This window comes from Ralstonia pickettii, assembly GCF_030582395.1.
GTDB lineage: Bacteria > Pseudomonadota > Gammaproteobacteria > Burkholderiales > Burkholderiaceae > Ralstonia > Ralstonia pickettii_D.
The window spans coordinates 144353-162998 of record NZ_CP104382.1 but is presented as its reverse complement, the minus strand read 5'-3'; the positions used below and the strand labels follow the sequence as shown (position 1 = coordinate 162998).

The following is an 18646-nucleotide window of genomic DNA, read 5'->3' as shown; positions in this document are numbered from 1 at the left end:
ATCCCGCTACGCTCGCCCCACCTGCGCCCGCCGTGCCGGCATCGACATTGCCGCCACGCCCAACACCACGCAAGCCAGCCCTATCCAAGCTGAAGACGGCAACGATTCCCCCAGCAGTACCACGCCGATCGCCACCCCGATCGGCACACGCAGATAGGCCTGCGCAGTCGTACCGATCGCGCCGAGCGTTTGAATGAGCCGGAAGTAGATGGCAAACGCGAGGGCCGTAGAGAACACCTCCAGCGCCACCAACGCCATCAGCGAACGTGCAGAAGGCTGGAGCGCCCACGGGTGATCCACAAGCAGGCTGGCAGGGGTCAGCACGAACGCGCCTATCAGCAGCGAGCCGGTGGCAGGCGCCGCCGGGTGCAGCCCCTTGAACGACCGGCCGTAGATGGCCGCACCCGCGTAGCACGCCGTGGCCGCCACGATGGCCAGCTGCGGAACAAGCTGGCCGCCCAACCCATCAAGCGCGCTTGGCCCAATCACCAGACACGTGCCGACAAACCCTGCAATCACGCCGACCAGCTTGCGCAGCGACACCGGCTCGTGCCGTGTGATAAACGCCGTCGCCACAAAGACCATCACGGGCGACGTCGAATTGAGAATGGTCGCCAGACTCGCCCCCACCGAGCGCTCCGCCCAGGCGATGAGCGTGAACGGCACGACGCTATTCAGCAGCGCCTGCACGCCAAACCGCATCCAGACCTGACCGTCGCGCGGCAGGCGGATCTTGCGGCTGTGCATCCACAGCAACAGCAGCGTTGCCGCGATCACCGTTCTGGCGGCGATGAAGGTGAGCGGCGGAATGGTCTCCACGCCCACCCGAATGAACGTGTACGACGCGCCCCACAAGGTCGACAGCGTGAGGAGCAGGGCCAGGTCAGTGACGTGGCTGGATGCGGGTGTGGTGGTATGCGGCACGGAGTGCCCTCCTGTTTGGCGGTCAGACTGCCGCCACTCGATACAGGAGGATCGTAGCGAGGCTGGGCGCTGAGTGTGCGGGAAACGGTTTGGTGTGGGACGAAGTGTGGGCGTGGGTGTTCAGTCGTGCCGCGTCGATGTCGCCTGCTGCCACAACCGCACCAACTCCTCCGCCTGCTCGGGATAGGTCTCAAACTGCGCGACCCTAGGCGGAATGAGAAACCACGGCTGCTTGCTGCGCGTGTACACGTGTGCCGCGGGCGTGAAGGCTTGCTGGTTCTGCAGCGTGCCTGGCCGGAGCAACGCGATGTTTGGCCGGTTCAACGGCTCCGCCCACAGGCGCGTGTCGCAGCGCCTACAGATGCGGGCTCTGCGAGCGTGCCCGTTGCCGAGGTTGAATTCGGCAAGCGGCGCCTCTCCTTCCAGGATCTGCAGGTCCGGGCGGTGAACCCACATCACCGGCAACGCCGCGCCGCCGGTGCGACGTTGGCACATGGTGCAGTGGCAAACGTAGAAGGTGAGCGGATCAGCGAGGAGCTGGAATTTGACGCTGCCGCAGAGGCGGGAGCCTGGGTAGGGAGCGGGCATAAGGTTCACCGGCGAGGCGTGACACCAAGGCAGTCTGGCAGGAAAATTCGGCTCGACGCTTTGAAACAGCAAACTGAGGGGGACCAACTTGCAAACGCGTCATAGCGCGATGGATAGCACCACAACGTTGCCGACCATGATAGAGGACATCCCGGGGCTCGGCCGTCTCTACGCACCTACCGGCAATGCCGCTGTGCCCCATGTGCTGGTGCTGCATGGTTCAGAGGGCGCATGGTCTGGATTCGCACATCTGCAAGCGGCCATCTTCGCGGCCAGCGGTATCGCTGCACTACCGTTTGGATATAGCGTCGGCGGCAATCTTTGGAACGCTGGCCTGATCGAGAACGTCCCGTTAGACCGCACCGCCGCCGCGCTCAATGCAATGCGGAGCCGCTCGCGGTCGACGGGCAAAGTCGGCGTCTACGGGGTTTCGCGCGGCGCCGAGCATGCACTGCTACTCGCGGTCTTGATGGCAACCGACAGCACCCTGCATGCACCGGATGCGGTGGCTGTGCACGCACCCCCAGACGTGATATGCGGCGCGTTCGACGGCCGCGAGTGGAGAGACCCCGGCGACCCGGGTTGGCAGGCATGGGACCCCGCGCGGCGGGCCTGGACCTGGAAAGGCAGTTCAGAAGCACTACTACCCACTCAACCCATTGAAATTGAGCGCTATCCCGGCCCCTTGCTGATCAGCGCGGGCGAGAAGGACACCACATGGTCATCCGTCATGAGCAAGCGGCTGGCCGACCGGTATGCGGCCGGTGGAAGAACTGCAGAGCAGCTGCTGTTTCCCGAAGAAGGGCATGTTTTGTCGGCTAAAGCTACGATGCTTCGGGATAAACACGTATCGGTCTTTTTTGCGCAACATCTGGCAGAGCAATAAGGGCGACAGCGCGTACAGGGCTTGAAAGCGTTACGGCCAGGGGCATCCCGGCGTGTCTGGGCGGCGCCGCCCTTCGACAGTCAGGAAACTTGAGGACTCGCAAGGCTGCAAGGTCTCGCGACGGCAGGACAGCGCACCACGCAGCCGACCCACCCCAACAACCAAAAATCCTCACCTCAGGGTTATCCGCCATTTCGGCCGGCGCCCAGCTTTTCGACACTCCTGCCACACCACCAAAAAAACAAGGGGCGGAGACAGGTATGGACCGGAGGCAATTCGTACGGAGTTCAGTAGCACTGGGCGGCGCAATGATGCTCACGCCCCTGGCGCGCGCGGCGGAAGCCGGCGTGTTTGCAGACAAGATCGTCTTTGGACAGACGGTCGGGTTCGACAGCGTATGGGGCGGGCTTTACAAGAACTACACCAACGGCTTGCTGGCCGGCTTCGAGCAAGTCAACGCCCAGGGCGGCGTGGCGGGCCGCAAGCTGGTCGTCAAGCGGCTGGAGGACAACTACCTGCCCGACAAAACCGTGGCCAACGTCAAGACGCTGGTGCAGGAAGGCGTGTTCGGGCTTGTGTGCATGGGCGGCACTGGCAACACCATTGCTGCATTGCCGCTGCTGGAGCAATACCGCCTGCCGGTGGTCGGCGCCATGACCGGCGCCGGCGCCGTGCGCAAGCCCAGCGCACCACTCTTCCACACGCGCGCCAGCTACGCAGACGAAGTCGCGAAGATGGTGCAGCACGCCACCACCATCGGGCTCAAGCGCGTGGCCGTGGTCTACCAGGACAACCCGTTCGGCTCCGGTAATGCCGACGCCGCCAAGGCCGCCGCGGCAAAGTTCGGCGCGCAGATCGTCGCGCTCATCCCGCACAATGCGAAGGGCGACGATATCGACATGGTGGTCGACAAGATTGCCGCCGCCAACCCGCAGACCACGCTGTTGTTCACGTCCCCAGCATCGGTGGCCGACATGCTGACGCGCTATCAGGCCAAGCACGGCCCCGTGCCGCTGCCGCAGCCGTGGATCCTGTCGGTCACCACGCCCAAGACCGTGTTCGAGAAAGCCGGGCCGCTAGCCCACGGCGTGGCTGTCACGCAGGTCATGCCCGGGCCCAATGCACGCACCCAGCCGCTGGTGCGCGCGTTTCGCGAAGCCAACGACAAGTTTGGCGACCACGGCAACCAGACCTACGAAGCGGTGGAAGGCTTTCTCACCGCCCGTGTCATCGTGGACGGCCTGCGCGCCTGCGGCAGCAACCCCACGCGCGACGGCTTTATCCAGGCGCTGGAAGGCTTCGGCACGCGCGACTTTGGCGGCGTGCGGGTCCACTACGACCGCGCCAACCACGCCGGGCTGGATTACGTAGACGTCACGATGATCGGCAGCAACGGCCACCTCGTCGGCTGAGCACTTTGCCCGCTGGTGCCAACACGCGAGCCTGGGCGACTTCGCAATGCGGATGTTTCCTTGACGGACTCCGAGGCTCAGGGAGCCTCGGACCACGATGTCCCATCCGCCCTTACGGCGAAACCCTTAACGACACGCCAGCGGACCGCTGAATGCCCTGCGTTCCGTCTTGCGCCACAGCGTTGAGGTCGATGGAGTCGATGGACGCATTCGCGGGTCTTACCAACGTGGCCTTCCAATCCGTGCTCGTCGCTGAAGGGTTCACCGTCACCCCGATAAAGCCCGGGCCGGACGAATACTGCCACTGCACCGGGACGTTGCTACGAAACTCAACGGTGCTGTTGTTTGGAATCGCCGATTGCAAGGACAGGGTCGGGCCAGACAACGTCGTACCGACAAACGTGGAGTTGATGTAGACGTCCACCGACAGCCTGGGCGAAATGGTGACGGTATAGGGCAGCGTTGCGCCCGCCGTCGTGTATTGGCTCGCGCAGCCAGCGTCCTTGCACAACTGCAGCGTCAGGCTGCCTGTATAAGTGCCCGGCACAAGCGTCATGTTGGGCCGCAGGGTCGCGCTATAGCGCCCCGAGCCCACTGACGAGACATTCAACGCGCCGCCCCCGAAGCCCTGGCCTGAATCCACGACTCGGGCATACACAATACCGCTGGCCGTGCCGGACACAGCGGCCTGGACGGTGACTGTGGAATCCTGAAATGCATTCACATTGGCCTGTTGGCCCTGGAACCCCTTTGCCGACAGCGCTGACGGATTGAAACTGACGGTCATGTCAGGGCTACTGCTGTCGCCGCCGCCACACGCAGACAGCGTCATGGCAGCGAATACCATCGCGGCAATTGAAAAGGGTCGGGTAAGGCGATTAAGCACCGCAGCCTCCTAGGCTAAGTTGTTGATGTTCTTTTCAGTGTTTGCGGATCAATCTGCCAGGCTGTGATCGCCTGGTAGCCATCGAATCCCGCTGATGGTTCGGCCCGGGCAAATTAAAATCTACCGTCATAGAACTGGCAAACCCCCCATAGGGGGGCGGTTGCGCGGATACCCACGATCCGACTTAAAGAATGACTCGCTCAAGAAATGAGATCGAGGATAGGCGGCGGGCGAATGTCGTGGCTAAGTGGCGAGGGCGCGATCGAGGTACATCGCTGTGTTGATGTCGTACTGCTATCGTCATCTACCGGCAGAGCTCGCTGATGCTGTTCTCGCCCGTACTGGCCCGATGCTGGCGACACTGCCTCAGGACCGGCTTAACATCCAGAACGCAACGCAACACAACAACGCACGTTTCAAAGGGGTAGGAGTTGTCGAAAAAAATCATCTCTCTGGTCTTGGCCTGCGCTTGCAGCATGAGCATGAGCCAAGTGGCCTTCGGACAAATCTCGATGGATGCACCGCTGACAGACGCGCCGCCAGCCGAAGCACTGCAGTCGGAAGTCCTGCCGGCCGCCACACTGCAGGCGCAGGCCCCCAAGTTGGAAGCAGCGCCGCAAGCGCAAGCCCCCTCGCCCGAGCCTGCTCCAAGGGCGGAGCCCGTCCCGAAGGTCGAACAAACGAAGGTCGAACAAAGCTATTGGGCCGCCGAAGGCCTGAGCGAGCGGATGCGCAAGGCGCGTGCGATCACGCTGTATTTGATGGACCCGGCCCTGGCGTCGCTCAAGGCCGTGGATGAAGCGCACCTGAAAGACACCGGCTGCGAATACAGCACCGAAGACGGCGCGCTCATCGCCAACTTTGCCGATACGGTGGAAAGCGCCAGCGTGCGCAGCAGCTCGTTCTCACTGCAGTTCGAACCGCGTGAAGCCGTCTACCTGGCGCTGGGCGGCGGCAGCGAGCTGAAGCTGCTGTTCGAGAAGCCCTACCCGAACCAATCGGAAGTGCTGGGGCAGATCAATGGTCAACCGGTCTCGGCGAGCAAGAGCCTGGTGGAAGGCCTCTATCGATGGGCCGCGAAGGCTGGCCGCGTCCGGCGGTGCGAGGGCTTTGTGGGTCGGTACCGCTAAGCCCACCCTCGCGCCTTCAAAGCGCGGGCGCCAACGCCCGCAGGTTGGCCTCCAACACAAACTGCTGACACACGCTGGGCGCCAGCGGGTGGCTGAAGAAATAGCCCTGAAACCGCTCACAACCCAGGGCGGACAGGCGCTCAAGCTGCTGCTCCGTCTCCACGCCTTCCACCACCGTCGACAGGTTGAGCGTGCGGCTCAGGCTCGCAATGCTGCGCACGATGTGTTCGTTGATGCTGCCCGCGCTCACGTCGGCCAGCGAGCGGTCGATCTTCACGGTATCCAGCGGCAGCTCGCGCAGGTAGTGCAGCGACGTATGGCCCATCCCGAAATCGTCGAGCGCGACTTTCACGCCAGCCTCTCGCAGCTGCTTGAGGTTGCCGATGGCGGTGATATCCGGTAGCAGCATCGTCGATTCAGTGATCTCAAGTTCCAGCTGCGTGGGCGACAGCCCTTCGCGACGCAGGATGTCGAGCACGTTCCGGTACAGCCTGCAGTCCAGCAACTGCCGAGGTGAGAGATTCACGGCGACCACGAAATCGTCCGGCAAGACACCGCGCCACGCCGCGCGCTGCTGACACGCAAGCGACAGAATCCGTAGGCCGAGCTGATCGATCTTGCCAATGTCGTCGGCCAGCGCCACGGCAATGGGCGGGGCCACGCGCCCCAGCACCGGGTGCTGCCAGCGCAGCAGCGCCTCGGCCCCAAACACGCGCCCGGTGGCGCAATCCACCTGCGGCTGAAACTCCAGGAAAATCTGCCCGTCTTTCTTGATGGCGTTCTCCAGATCGCTGGCCAGCGCCACCGCCATGCGGCCTTCGTCCCCGGGCAGGTCCAGACAGCGCCGGCCCTTCAGGCTCACCTCGGGCGACTCGGCAATCTGCAACAAAGACGCAAGCACCTCCTGGCTGCGGCGCGCGGACAGAACATCCGCCATGCGCACAAATGGCAGGTAAATCGCCGCCCCCACCACCAGGCCGATGAGCTGGACGACCGCCCCCCACACCGAGCCCGTGGTTGCATAGCCGCTGAACAGCGCTGGGGTGGTCCACGCCACGGTGTAGCTGGTCTTGGGCATGAGGTCTGCAACCGTGGCCGCATAGGCGATCAGGATCTGCACCAGCGGCGTGAGCAGGAACGGAATCGCGTAGACCGGGTTGAGCACCAGCGGCAGCCCGAAGAGCAACGGCTCGTTCACGTTGAACAGCGCCGGCAGCATGACGATCAGCGCCATCTTGCGGCCGCGCTGCATGCGCCGCGACATCAGCAGCGCGAGCACGAGGCTAAGCGTGCCGCCCGAGCCGCCCATGCGCGCGAACACGGCAAAGAAGTGATAAGTAAAGATGAACTGTGGCTGCCCGCCGCTGGCAACCGCCGCCGCGTTGGCCTGCGTGGCCGGCTCCAGGATGTGCTGATGCACCATGTACAGCGCGTTGGGCCCGTGGATGCCAAACAGCCACAGCAACTGCGACACCGCTTCGTAGCCCAGGCCAAACAACAGGCTGTTGGCCGCATCCGAATACGGCGCTGCCAGTTGCGCATCCAGTGCGGCCATGAGCTGCGGCCAGCCCGCCCAAGCCATGCCGGCCTTGAGCACGGCAAACGCCAAGATCGTCAGCATGCCGGCCGGCACGACCGACAGCACATCGCCCACCAGAAGATCGTTGCTCAAATGGTGAGACGGAATGCGCAAACGCCGGATGCCGCACAGCTTCAGAAACAGCGTGCCGCCCAGTGACGCCACCACCAAGGCGCCAAACAGCCCCTGCCCCAGTGAGAGCGACGCCATCAACGATGCATTCGCAGCCGGCGCGATGAGCGTAAAGAAGCACGACACCACCACCACGGCCGCCACGGTGGGGTTGACCACGCGACGCCCGGCACGCTGGTTGTGCAACTGCGCCAACACATCGGCAAACCCGAAGAGAGCGACCAGCGCGCCGATGCCGATCGTGCCGGCCAGCACGCTGTCGCAAAAGGCATCCAGCCGCGCGCCAAAGGCCCCCACCAGCACGGCGCGTATGCCGGGAGTGGGCGGATAGCGCAGCAGCAGCGCCAGCGCGCCCACCATGATGAGCGGCAAAGAGAGCGCCAGCCCGCGCCGAATGGCAATGAAATACGGCCCGCGGTCCAAGCGCTCGGCGGCGCTCAACAACCTCAGCCAGGGCGATAGCGCCTGCGTCGTCATAGGACTCGATCTTGTTCGCGGTGGATCGGCAAACCCCAGGGGCAGCCCGAAGTGTTGCCTACGGACTACGAATCCTAATCGACATGACTCGCCATGCACTTAAGTGTCACTTTGCGCAATACGCAAAAAGGTCATCCGCCCATGGCAAGCTTTGTGCGATACCTAGGGGAAACCCGAGGTCTTGCCGCAGTATTGTCCCCAGGCCCGCACCACGGCAAGGCCATCGGCACCAACGTGGCGCCCATGCTGTGTACGGCGCGCCCCAGAATCTGCAACCATCTTGTTTATGTCGATTTCCATTCGTGCGCCCCGCACTGTGAAACTTCCTGCACCGTTTCTGTCTCTGTTCCGCCTCGTGCGCGACCCGCACCGGCGTTATCGGCATGCGCGGTACATCCATGCCACGCGCGTCGGGCTTGGCGTGCTGCTTTCCATTGCCGTGACGGCGGGCTTTGGCTGGCGGCATGGGGAGTGGGCCACGATCTCGTTGCTGATCGTCATTGCCGGCCTGCAGCACCACGGCAACATCCGCAAGCGCGCGGCCGAACGCGCCTGGGGCACGCTCATCGGCGCGGTGGCGGGCCTGTTGATCATTGTTCAGCAGACGTGGCTGGGGCATCTGCCGCTCACGTATGCGCTGACGGCCATCGCGTGCGGCATCTGCGCGTATCACGCCATTGGCAAGGGCGGCTATATCGCACTGCTGGCGGCCATCACGCTCGTCATCGTGGTTGGGCATGGTGACAACAGCCTGCTCGACGGCGCCTGGCGCACGCTCAACGTGCTGGTGGGGATTGCGATTGCGCTGCTGTTCTCGTTTGCGCTGCCGCTGTATGCCACATATTCGTGGCGCTACCGGCTGGCCGATGCGCTGCGCGAATGCGCCCGAGCGTATGCCAACCTCGGCCAGGCCGGTGATGCGCCGAGCGAGCGCAGCAAGCAGCTCGGCAAGCTCAATACGCTGCTCGTGCAGTTGCGCTCGCTCATGCCGTCGGTATCGAAAGAGATTGATGTGCCCCTGGAGCGGCTGGAGAGCATCCAGCGCAGCCTGCGCATCTGCATCAGCACGCTGGAGCTGCTCAACGCAACGCGCGGGCCGCTGGGGCAACCGAACACGGGCGCACGGCCCGCCGACGGTGCCGGCGCCCGGCGCCTTCGCGACACGTTGATCGGCATGTCGCGCGCGTTGCGGTTTGGCACGTTGGCACGTTTGGCAAGACCACGCGCGGCCGACTCCGCCGAAATCAGCCACGCCGCCGGCACGCCCACCGTGGAAAGTGCGCTGGCCGAAGGTTTTGCCAACGAGATCGAGAACCTGCGGCAGCAACTGCTGGCGATTGCGCCGCAGTGGAATATCGGTTGAAGCGCGGGGCGCCCGGCAACGTCCGAAGTACGGATCGAATCAATCGTCGAGGCTGGCGTGCTCGACTGACTTTATGGACGACTGCTTTTTTAGAGGGGGCGCACCTTCCGAATGCGAGATCCCCTGCCGACCCGTTCAATCCACCACTTCGGCAATCTCGTCCACTTCGAGTGTCCGGCCGAATTTGTTCTTCAAGCCCTGCCCCCACGCATGCACGTGCGCACCGGGGGTGAGGTATGACGCCAGCTCTGCTGCAGCGTGGGGCGGCACGCGCAACGAGGTGCCATCGTCCAGCAACGCGCCGCGCAGTTCCCCCTTCGGCCCAAAGAGCGACAGCTTGACCTGCCCCGTAGCTTCCATCGGTCGACGCGCACCGGCACGTTTTGCAGGTTTGTCACCCTTGGCGGGCGGGCCTTCATCAAGGATGACCTTGCCGCTCTCTGTGGTGAGCGAGATCGCGGCGATCATGTCGGCGCCGCGCGGCTTCACCCCGCGTATGCGGACTTTGTCGCCCAGCGCGACATGCCGGGCCAGGTGACGCGACAAGTGCGGCGGCACGTGGACCTGCCGAAGTGTGCGACCCCCGAGCACAAAACCATCGACATCGCCTTCAGGATTGAGAAGGAAGTTGCGGACCGTGCCGCGAACTTCCGGAAGACTTTCAGGATCGATCCAATGCATTGCGTATCCTCCTTTGCACGCTGTGCGTGCCGTGAGACGGGGTTGGAGGTGTCGCAACGATCATGCCTATGCGCTGCAGCCCACAAATATGTGGGCGCTGACTGTCACCCCCCCCCCCCGCGGCGACACGCATGTCTCAACCAATCTCATCGGCGCATGCTGGCTGTCCATCCTCCACACCCCGAGTTCAGAACTCCACGCTCCGAGTTCTGAACTCGACGTTCGAAGCTCCAAGCTCGGCATGTAGAGTTCTGAACCTCATGTTCCGAGTTCGGTGCCCCACGGTTGGACCTCTGAGCCTCATCTTTGGAGTTCCGAACCACACGTTTGGACCTCTGAACCCCATCTTTGGAGTTCCGAACCCCACGTTTGGACCTCTGAGCCCCATCTTTGGAGTTCCGAACCCCACGTTTGGACCTCTGAGCCTCACCTTTGGAGTTCCGAACCCCACGTTTGGACCTCTGAGCCCCATGCTCCGAGTTCAGAGCCCCGCGTTCGGCTCTCCTAGCTCCGATTTGTCGGACCTTGAACCGCGGCGGTTGGACCTCTGACCCCGGCGTTCGGCTGTTTTAGGTCGGCACGCGGGTGTCTACGCTCGGCGCGCGAGTGTTTGAGGTCGAAATTTCGAACGTCTGCGAGCGGCGCTGAGGTGTTGGCGCTCGACGCTTGGCCTGCAGTCCTGTGCGGCCTGGCCTATAAGTGTCGTGCGTAGCCCGTTGGGCTCGGCACGTATTGGCTGGGTACATATGGGGCTGGGCATTGTGCCCTGGCCTGGCGCCCCCGCCGTCCCGGGGTCGCTTTGCTGCTGTTTTTCTTTTATTTCTGCTTATTCGCACGCGCCAGCACGTGCAGAACATCCCACCGGAACAGATCCACCGTCACGCCATCCAGCGAGCTAAGAATGAACGCCCCGATCGCGTCCATAAATCCGGCCTGGAATTCGAGTGCCTTGTCCTTGACGTAGACCTGCTTATGACAGCGCAACGTCTGTGGCTCGAACTTGCGGTGCATCTTCATATCCATCCGCGCTTTGTGCAGGTACTCCTTGGCGGCCAAGGCGCCCTGTGCGTACAGGAGATTGTCATCGACGTTCATCGGGCACCTCCGGGCGGAGGCCGCCGCGTGAAGCTGGTGAACTGAAAGTTTGCGGGGCGATGCCCGCGTGGGATGGGGATGGGTACTGCTTGGGTCGGTTGATCCATTGTCTTGCCCTCTGGTTAAGTGAGGAGCCACCCACCTGGGAGGGTGGGCGGGCACACGACAAGGTCTGCAATACCGACGTTACTGTCATGACGGCAGGGCCGAAGCCCTCCCTGTCGGGCCCGCCCGAATGGGCGAACGACGACAGCGGTAGAAACTTGAGTTTCTTCCGGACAGGAACGATCGAGATTGCAGTCTCGGCTGCGGTTGTTGCCGCAGCGGGGGGAGTTTAGCGGGGGCTATCGCGACAACGCAAGCACCTCGAAATCTATGCTGGGTCGTTCACGATTTTCTCCACGATATCGCGAATTTCCGATACATATTCGTTCTTCCCGCTACACCATTGGCTTAGATTTTCTGAGCAGAAATTAGCTATATATGCCATATCAGCATGGGAGCCACCCACATAGCTTTCTATGGCCCCTTTCTTTAAAATAAAAATCCGCTCCGAATATTTATTCTGGATTGCAGCATCGATCCCCGGATTCCTTCGCCTAATTTCTTCCACAATCTCAACATTAGATACACTAACAAAATTTATAAACATATCAAGTACCGGCTTCCAGAGATCCCTTTTCGGCTTCGATACGCGATCCTTATCCTCCAAGAGCTTAGCGAAAGCCAATCCAAATGCATTTTTCTTATCGTCAGACAAACTATCAAGCTTACCCTGCCTCAAATCAGCATCGACCTCAGCTTTCTTCACTTGATCGATGATCATTTGATTGTTTGAGAATTTCATTGACAACACATTATCGAAATCCCCGACACAATATACCTTCAACCCAAATGACTCAAAAAACCTTTTCCATTTTTTAAACCCACCCTTCCCGCCCACATCGAGGATAGCCAGATCCTGAGTTACGTCAGGAAACCATTCCTTGAATATCGCCCGAAACAAGTACCGATCAGAATCGCCTTCCACCAGCACAACTTTCTTTGAGAAAAATGCGTACGTTGACCGCGTGTTATCTAGTATCTTTACTAAATCCCTTTGACTTTCTTCAAGGACAGGAGCACAAATAATAGACTCATTTTTCTCATTCAATGCAACACGACGCACCTTCCCGATTGTGTTTGAATTTATGAGGGATTCCGAGTGCGTAACTATTATGTACTGGCAATTCTTTTCTGAGTTTATCTCCTCCAAAATTCTAAGATACTCGTGCTGAAACTGATAATGCAGATGAATTTCCGGCTCATCAATTATCACCACGCCACCCTTTAGCTCGCCTCGCCCATACGCCTCGAACACAAGATGAACAATCGCTTTCTGTCCCGCACTAAGGCTATTAATATCAGGAAGTGGCTTATTCCGCTTTGTATCAATAAATAAGAATGAATACTGCCACGTCCTTTTATCCAGCAAGTTTATCTGGACCTTCAAACCAATTAAACTCAGCTTATCGTTTATCTTACTCAAAAACGGTAAGTTATTTGCATGATTCTCTGCATCTGGGGCGAGCCTTTCGTCTCCAAATTTCGCGTAGTGCCTTTCGGCCACAAGCAAACGGACAAGAGAAAAGACCGTGGGCTCAGTCATCTCTATTCCGTTTGCGCTTCGAGATATCTCGGCAATCCTCACAGCCTGAATTTGCTGTTCGACGCTCGCACCGGAAAGTGATACAGCGTTGACAAAATTGTTATAATTTCTATAACCGCCTATCAAAGCAAATGATTCAAAAAGCGGCGGAATATCATCCTTTCCAGACTCTGCGTTATATAGCAACGCCAATTCACGCAGAAAATTATACCTAGTCAAATATAATTCAGCGATATCATTACCGAAGTGATTAATTGAAACACTATAGTTATTGGCCCCCGAAGGGAATTTCACATCAACAACAACTTCCTCTATGCTCGGAACAAATTGCTGATACGCAATCGACTCAAGACTGTATCTATCCGCAATTTCCCTATATTTTTCTATATTGGAGACAATATTTTTAATATTATGTATGTCAATTGAATCCAATTTCAAAGAAACTCGAATTAACTGGTCTTCGCCAGGAGTATTCCAGTTCGGATCAAGTCGGAAACCGATGCGCAATCCCTGGTCGTTATGCCGCTGAACGATGCGCTTAACATCGCTTGGCGCAAGTGCCGCCCGTCTCCCATAGAAATCTCTCTCAACAGAGTAATGGCACAAAATTGCCCTCTTGAAGACAAAATTAATTATCTCCAATATCGTTGACTTCCCCGCTCCGTTTTGCCCTATGAGAATATTTGTATCGCCATCAAACCGGATCTCTGTAGCGTCATCAATGTCTTTGCTGTAAGGAAAACTCAAGACGTTAGATATTCTTATTGAAGAGATTTTCATAAATTATTCTTATTCCACATCGCGTTTAGAAATAAATCATTTATCACGGAGCCCCATCTGCAACGTATACCGACACCCCGTCCGGTAATTGCTACACCCCCAAAACGCCCCACCCTTCCCATTCCGCGCCACCAGCTTCACCCCGCAAGCCGGGCACGAAGGCGTCCGGTAATCCCCCTCAAACACCTTCGCCAGCAGCGCGGCCTGCTTGTCTTCGGCCAGCGCGCGGATGCGCTCCAGCACCGCCGGCCCGTCCAATAGCTGGATACCGGCAAGCTCGGAAAACTCCTGCACCGGGTTGCCGACATAACCGGACAAAGACCAAAACACGCCCCGCTTGACCTTGTGCGCCAGCATGGAGCCGCCCAGCGCCCGCACCTGCTCCACCTTCACGGGCTTGGACCACGCCTTGCACTGGACCACCGCCACGGGCGCGCTCTGGCCAGCCATGTACAGCGTGGCGTCAATGCCGCCGTCTGGGCCGTGGGGCACCGTCTTCACCGTGAAGCCCATCTGCTCGTAGTACTGCACGCACAGCAGCTCAAACCGCTTCCACTCAAGCGACTGGATGGCCTCCAGCGTCCAGCTTTGGGGCGGGGCGGGTTCTGCCGGCGTGGCGGCTTGTGGGGGCGTGGGGGTGTTGCGAGTTGGATTGGGCGGGTTGGGCGGGTTGCTGCCCGCTGCGTTGCGCGCAGGCTGGGGCGGCACCTTCGGCGGGCGGGATCGCCCAGTCGGTTCGGTGCGCGGGGGGCCGAGCCGGGCATCGGCCTGCTGGCTGCGCTCCCGCAGGTACGACAGCACGGCAAAGAAGCCGAGCAGCAGCGCAGGCATCCAGGCCAGCCCGCGCGCCAGCATGCCGACGCCGCTCAAGATCGGGTTGGCCGCAAACGCGCCCGGAATGACGTTGTGAAAAATCAGGTAACTGGCGCCCGCGCCAATCGCCAGCATCCACCAGGGCAGCGACAGGAGTACGTCGCTGGTGGATGCTTGTTTTCTCCTCCGCCCCATTTACCGCCCCCGGCCTAATGCTTTTAGATATTTAGGACTAGGCGCTTTCTCTGATAATCCGCTTCAAATCAGTGCGCCCGTTTTTTATTGGGAAAAAGCATAGGCGATGCGTCGGGATTGCGCTGCCCCCGTTGGGTGGGGTTTTGGGCGGTTTTTGGGGTGAGGTTGATCAATATCGAAGCCCGGAGCCGGATTTATATTTGGTGAAAATCTGAATTAAGAATTTCGCATGTGCGTGGCGCGGGCGACGGCCTTTCACTATGCCGCGGTTGGCACTTACTCCTGCAAATACTCTCGGGTACGATGCGGCACCGCATTTGCACAAAACGACCGGACACAGGCAGGTAATCCGGTGCATCAACCAACCCACCAACAAAGAGACGGCTCAAACGTTGATGAACCTCTACAAGAAATCTGTCCTGGCGCTGGTCTGCGCCATCTCTGTTTCGGCTTATGCAGCTGACAGCAAGCCATCCACCCCGAACACACCATCGCCGAGCCCGGTAAAAAAGCGAAGCAAATGCGATTGCTCTGCCATTCAGGAGAAGGTGGTCTCTTCGTTGGGCTTCGACCCAGCATCCGAGCAAGGTCAGATCATGCTGCGGTTTGTGAAGAGAGCAATGTCGAGCAACTCGAAGCTGAGCGAGCGGATACAGAGCTTCGGCGAGCCGTCCATGGCAGAGGAAAAGCTCTCAGCCGCCGAGCGGCTGCGCACTTTGGCGTTGATAAGAACCATGGTCACGGCCACACCCACCGACTGCAAGGTGTATTTGGACTCGATGAAGGAAGATGCCTCCGCAAACTTCCTGTCCAAAATGTCGCCCCAAGCGCTGCAGGCTATGCTCGACGCGATAGAGATCAGGGCGCTGCACGAGCCGTCCGACGACGAAACAGACACCGGCGGCACGATCGAAGAAAAGCTGGAAACCCATAAATATTTGCGTACGGCGTTCAAGCTCGACGAAAACGGGGTGCGCACGCCCCCACCGACGCAATGCGAACAGATTCCATTGATGATCGACCACGTGCTGGCAACGCCCAAGCCGAAGCAAGACCGGGCATCGCTTGCCTTGCTTCGCGCGTTGGACTTGCACCCCTCTGCGCCGCGAATGGTGTTGCGCCAACCCGAGACGTATTTGAACGAAGCCTTTGACGAGCGCGTTCTGCCGGAGGCAATTCGCAGCAGCCTGCCAGCGGACGGCAGCCGGCCGCTTCCGTTTAAACGTGCAGTGTTTGATTTGGAAGTCATCAGCAAGAGAGAGACAACAACCTCGCAACGATTGACCAGCACGGTCATCAACCGGCGAAACAATGGCGTCTTGGCCGGATTCACGGTTCCCACAGTGCCGTCAGGTGACGTCGACTGGACCGAGCTTGGGCTCGGTTATGGCCTGGCAACACTGCGGTCGCACTTCGTGGAGTCGAGAATCAACGCATCTCAGGCTAACCAGCTGGAGCAAGCTGCGGTGGCGGCGGCAAACACGCCACTGAAGGAAGGCATGACGCTACGCATCCCATTACCCCAGCCGGACTTCCGGGGCGACAAAGAGCGCGTCTGCACCGTCGGCAGCGAGAAACAAGCCTCGACGGTTTTCGCGAAGTTCACGGGCAGCGCCATTGACCTGCATTGCAAGGTCACCTCCTCTGAAGGCGTGGTCACAGAGCTTCATAGCGTCTGGTTGCGTGACTATCAGATGGAGTCGGGCCTGTCCGCCGAGAATAAATATGGCAGGACCGAGATCCTCATTCGAGATGTGAAGTTCGAGTAGGGCAACACATGAGAATCGCCGCCCTCTCCGATATTCACGGCAACCTCGCTGCCCTGGACGCCGTGCTGGAAGACATCCAAACCCAGGGCGCCGATCTGATCGTCAACCTCGGTGATATTGCGTCCGGCCCGCTACAGCCGCGCGAAACGGTGGATCGGTTGATGGCGCTGAACCTGCCGACCATTCGCGGCAATCACGAAAGGCAGGTTCTGGCGGGCGACCCGTCACGCATGGGTGCGTCGGATCAGTATGCGTTTGAGCAGTTGCGGCCGGATCAGCTCGCGTGGTTTGCCAGCCTGCCCGTGCTCCGGTACATCGGCGACGATGTTCTGCTCGTTCATGGGTCGGCCCAGGACGACCACACCTATTTTTTGGAATCCCTTTCTGAGAATGGATGCCGCGCGGCGACGCACGATGAAGTGCTCTATCGCGCAGAAGATGCCGACGCAAAGCTCGTGCTGTGTGGGCACACGCATATGCCACGCGCGATGAAGCTGGCGGACGGCCGCTTTATCGTCAACCCGGGCAGCGTCGGCCTGCAGGCCTACAGCGATGCCTATCCGTTTGCCCACACGATTGAAACCGGCAGCCCGCATGCGCGCTATGCCATCGTGACTGAACACGCAGGTATGTGGACGGCGGAGTTCCGTGCGGTTGAATACGCGTGGAACGATGCAGCGGCGATTGCGGAGCAACGGGGCCGGCAGGATTGGGCGATTGCGTTGCGCACTGGCAGGTTGGGAGCTTGAACTGGACGTGGACTTGCAGCCGCATGACGTGGTGCAAGGCAGCTTCACAGACTTTCCGCTGTGCCGCTGGCTGACTGGGCCGACGCCGTTGTTCTCTGGAGCACCAATAGGTTTTGCAGGCGTTAGCAGGTTGGGCGGCATTACGCTGTTTCGGCGCGTTTGAGAAACGTCATATATCCCGCCCATCGTCTCTAAATGCCGCGAGGTGTCACCCGACAAACTTATAATGACGCCCGGCCACCCGCCCACGCCACCGCGTGCCGCGCACAAAACTTGCGCCGCACCTGCAGTGGCGCCACCGGCCCGCTCCACCATCCGGCCGAGCCCTTTTGCCCAACGCCATGCCCTACCGCTTCCGTCCGTTGTCCGTTTTGTGTGCCGCTGCCAGCATCGCTGCCGTCCTGGCTGCGTGCAGTTCTGCGCCCACGCCGCTCTATCAGCAGGAGCAGTTCGATGCGACGGCAAGCCCCTATGCGCGCACCTTCCACGCCAAGTCTGACGCGACGTGCGAGGCGGCGCGCCGCGCGTTGCTGAGCCAGGGCTATGTGTCGAGTTCGCCGCGCGCAGACACCATCGATGGCAGCAAGAATTTCCAGCCGAGCAACGATTCGCACGTGGTGATCTCTTTCCACGTGGTGTGCGCAGAGGCCAATGCCGACGGCACCTCCAGCACGGCCTATGTGAACGCGGTGCAAGACCGCTACACGCTCAAGAAGACGAGCACGTCGGCAAGCGTGGGGTTGAGCATCCTCGGCTCGGTGTCGCTGCCCATCGGCTCGGGGGACGATTCGATGGTGAAGGTGGCCAGCGAGACGATTCCCGCCGGGGTGTTTTACGAGCGCTACTTCAACCTGGTCGACCACTTCCTGAAGATCGACCCGGCCCGCAAAGACCACAAGGTGGCCAAGGCGGCGGAGAAGGAACACGTGGCCCCGCTGCCCGAACCCGCGCCTACGCCGCAAGGCGAGCCCATGAAGATGACGACGCCCGTGGTGCCCACGCCGGCCGCGCCGCCTGTGCCGGTGGCGGCGCCGGCTTCGGCTCCGGCTGCTGCACCGGCACCGAAGGCGCCTGCTGAGGCCGCACCGGCATCGGCGCCTGCGGTGACTACGCCAACGGCACCCGCAGCGGCGCCTAGCCCGGCACCTGCGTCTGAACCCGCCGGTTCGACGACGGGTGGGGCGAGCTGAGAGGCTCCATCAAAAAACAAAGCCGCCTTTGAGGCGGCTTTTTTGTTGGGGGGTCGCATTGGACGTCGTCTGGCATCTGCACGGTTTCGGGGCTCGAATTTACCTCCACCGGCTCAGGCTTACCCGCCTTGAGTTGTGAGAGAGTCGCCTTGCCTTCGCGTTCTGCGGCAAGCACATCCATTCCTTCTTTCAGTTCAGCAAACAGGTCTCGTTTCATGGGCACGCACTATACGTTCATTGCCTGGAGTTCCAAATGCGTAAATGCTGTTTTGGCGGCATTCATTGAACACTCAACGCGGGCGTCAAACCTACGAGAATCAGTACCCGTCGCAAGCTTAGGAATGTGAGA

15 protein-coding genes are annotated in these 18646 nt (G+C 60.4%); 7 read left to right on the top strand and 8 right to left on the bottom strand.

The features are described from left to right. Positions 1 to 6: 6 nt before the first annotated feature. Complete coding sequence (locus N5B55_RS17510; protein ID WP_304540695.1) at positions 7 to 924, bottom strand: DMT family transporter; 918 nt, start codon at positions 922 to 924, stop codon at positions 7 to 9. A 120-nt stretch (positions 925 to 1044) separates the two neighbouring features. Further along, positions 1045 to 1512 (bottom strand): GFA family protein, encoded by a 468-nt coding sequence (locus tag N5B55_RS17505; RefSeq protein ID WP_304540693.1) that lies wholly within the window; start codon positions 1510 to 1512, stop codon positions 1045 to 1047. Positions 1513 to 1621: 109 nt separating this feature from the next. On the opposite strand from N5B55_RS17505, the gene N5B55_RS17500 reads away from it, so the two are divergent. Further along, entirely contained in the window at positions 1622 to 2398 is a 777-nt protein-coding gene (locus tag N5B55_RS17500; protein ID WP_304540691.1) for an alpha/beta hydrolase family protein, read from the top strand. Between the two features lie 308 nt (positions 2399 to 2706). Next, a complete protein-coding gene (locus tag N5B55_RS17495) occupies positions 2707 to 3810 on the top strand; it encodes an ABC transporter substrate-binding protein (protein WP_304540689.1) in 1104 nt (367 codons plus the stop codon). 112 nt (positions 3811 to 3922) lie between these two features. Here N5B55_RS17495 and N5B55_RS17490 read toward each other — a convergent pair whose 3' ends face one another. Beyond that, positions 3923 to 4597 carry a hypothetical protein gene (locus N5B55_RS17490; protein ID WP_304540687.1) on the bottom strand — a complete coding sequence of 225 codons (675 nt, stop codon included), beginning with the start codon at positions 4595 to 4597 and terminating at the stop codon, positions 3923 to 3925. A gap of 581 nt (positions 4598 to 5178) precedes the next feature. Between N5B55_RS17490 and N5B55_RS17485 the strand changes: the two genes are divergently transcribed. After that, positions 5179 to 5826: a hypothetical protein gene (locus tag N5B55_RS17485; RefSeq protein WP_304540685.1), complete on the top strand. Its 648-nt coding sequence runs from the start codon at positions 5179 to 5181 to the stop codon at positions 5824 to 5826. Between the two features lie 16 nt (positions 5827 to 5842). Here the strand turns inward: N5B55_RS17485 and N5B55_RS17480 are convergent, their stop codons facing one another. After that, complete coding sequence (locus N5B55_RS17480) at positions 5843 to 8014, bottom strand: PTS sugar transporter subunit IIC/EAL domain-containing protein (protein ID WP_304540683.1); 2172 nt, start codon at positions 8012 to 8014, stop codon at positions 5843 to 5845. Positions 8015 to 8300: 286 nt separating this feature from the next. On the opposite strand from N5B55_RS17480, the gene N5B55_RS17475 reads away from it, so the two are divergent. Further along, positions 8301 to 9377, top strand: a complete 1077-nt coding sequence (locus tag N5B55_RS17475) for an FUSC family protein (RefSeq protein WP_304540680.1) — start codon at positions 8301 to 8303, stop codon at positions 9375 to 9377. 135 nt (positions 9378 to 9512) lie between these two features. On the opposite strand, the gene N5B55_RS17470 is transcribed toward N5B55_RS17475, so the two are convergent. The 4 genes from N5B55_RS17470 to N5B55_RS17455 form a co-directional block, all read right to left on the bottom strand. Beyond that, positions 9513 to 10058 (bottom strand): hypothetical protein, encoded by a 546-nt coding sequence (locus tag N5B55_RS17470; RefSeq protein WP_065859554.1) that lies wholly within the window; start codon positions 10056 to 10058, stop codon positions 9513 to 9515. Between the two features lie 816 nt (positions 10059 to 10874). After that, positions 10875 to 11153, bottom strand: coding sequence for a hypothetical protein (locus tag N5B55_RS17465; RefSeq protein WP_009240302.1), 279 nt, complete (start codon positions 11151 to 11153; stop codon positions 10875 to 10877). A 373-nt stretch (positions 11154 to 11526) separates the two neighbouring features. Beyond that, positions 11527 to 13581 carry an AAA family ATPase gene (locus N5B55_RS17460; RefSeq protein WP_304540673.1) on the bottom strand — a complete coding sequence of 685 codons (2055 nt, stop codon included), beginning with the start codon at positions 13579 to 13581 and terminating at the stop codon, positions 11527 to 11529. 36 nt (positions 13582 to 13617) lie between these two features. Continuing rightward, positions 13618 to 14589 (bottom strand): restriction endonuclease, encoded by a 972-nt coding sequence (locus N5B55_RS17455; protein ID WP_304540671.1) that lies wholly within the window; start codon positions 14587 to 14589, stop codon positions 13618 to 13620. 395 nt (positions 14590 to 14984) lie between these two features. Here N5B55_RS17455 and N5B55_RS17450 point away from each other — a divergent pair, with 395 nt between their 5' ends. The 3 genes from N5B55_RS17450 to N5B55_RS17440 all read left to right on the top strand — a co-directional run bounded on the left by N5B55_RS17450 (position 14985) and on the right by N5B55_RS17440 (position 18297). Beyond that, positions 14985 to 16358: a hypothetical protein gene (locus N5B55_RS17450; protein ID WP_304540669.1), complete on the top strand. Its 1374-nt coding sequence runs from the start codon at positions 14985 to 14987 to the stop codon at positions 16356 to 16358. An 8-nt stretch (positions 16359 to 16366) separates the two neighbouring features. Beyond that, the gene (locus tag N5B55_RS17445) at positions 16367 to 17107 is read left to right on the top strand and encodes a metallophosphoesterase family protein (RefSeq protein WP_304540667.1); all 741 of its coding nucleotides are present in this window, start codon (positions 16367 to 16369) and stop codon (positions 17105 to 17107) included. Positions 17108 to 17448: 341 nt separating this feature from the next. Continuing rightward, positions 17449 to 18297: a DUF2242 domain-containing protein gene (locus N5B55_RS17440; RefSeq protein ID WP_178961568.1), complete on the top strand. Its 849-nt coding sequence runs from the start codon at positions 17449 to 17451 to the stop codon at positions 18295 to 18297. The last annotated feature ends 349 nt before the right edge of the window (positions 18298 to 18646 follow it).

What these genes read in the sequence shown, in the direction of transcription:
- N5B55_RS17505 (WP_304540693.1), bottom strand. Translation starts at nt 1,512, where the DNA reads ATGCCCGCTCCCTACCCAGGCTCCCGCCTCTGCGGCAGCGTCAAATTC.
- N5B55_RS17500 (WP_304540691.1), top strand. Translation starts at nt 1,622, where the DNA reads ATGGATAGCACCACAACGTTGCCGACCATGATAGAGGACATCCCGGGG.
- N5B55_RS17495 (WP_304540689.1), top strand. Translation starts at nt 2,707, where the DNA reads ATGATGCTCACGCCCCTGGCGCGCGCGGCGGAAGCCGGCGTGTTTGCA.
- N5B55_RS17490 (WP_304540687.1), bottom strand. Translation starts at nt 4,597, where the DNA reads ATGACCGTCAGTTTCAATCCGTCAGCGCTGTCGGCAAAGGGGTTCCAG.
- N5B55_RS17485 (WP_304540685.1), top strand. Translation starts at nt 5,179, where the DNA reads ATGAGCCAAGTGGCCTTCGGACAAATCTCGATGGATGCACCGCTGACA.
- N5B55_RS17480 (WP_304540683.1), bottom strand. Translation starts at nt 8,014, where the DNA reads ATGACGACGCAGGCGCTATCGCCCTGGCTGAGGTTGTTGAGCGCCGCC.
- N5B55_RS17475 (WP_304540680.1), top strand. Translation starts at nt 8,301, where the DNA reads ATGTCGATTTCCATTCGTGCGCCCCGCACTGTGAAACTTCCTGCACCG.
- N5B55_RS17470 (WP_065859554.1), bottom strand. Translation starts at nt 10,058, where the DNA reads ATGCATTGGATCGATCCTGAAAGTCTTCCGGAAGTTCGCGGCACGGTC.
- N5B55_RS17465 (WP_009240302.1), bottom strand. Translation starts at nt 11,153, where the DNA reads ATGAACGTCGATGACAATCTCCTGTACGCACAGGGCGCCTTGGCCGCC.
- N5B55_RS17460 (WP_304540673.1), bottom strand. Translation starts at nt 13,581, where the DNA reads ATGAAAATCTCTTCAATAAGAATATCTAACGTCTTGAGTTTTCCTTAC.
- N5B55_RS17455 (WP_304540671.1), bottom strand. Translation starts at nt 14,589, where the DNA reads ATGGGGCGGAGGAGAAAACAAGCATCCACCAGCGACGTACTCCTGTCG.
- N5B55_RS17450 (WP_304540669.1), top strand. Translation starts at nt 14,985, where the DNA reads ATGAACCTCTACAAGAAATCTGTCCTGGCGCTGGTCTGCGCCATCTCT.
- N5B55_RS17445 (WP_304540667.1), top strand. Translation starts at nt 16,367, where the DNA reads ATGAGAATCGCCGCCCTCTCCGATATTCACGGCAACCTCGCTGCCCTG.
- N5B55_RS17440 (WP_178961568.1), top strand. Translation starts at nt 17,449, where the DNA reads ATGCCCTACCGCTTCCGTCCGTTGTCCGTTTTGTGTGCCGCTGCCAGC.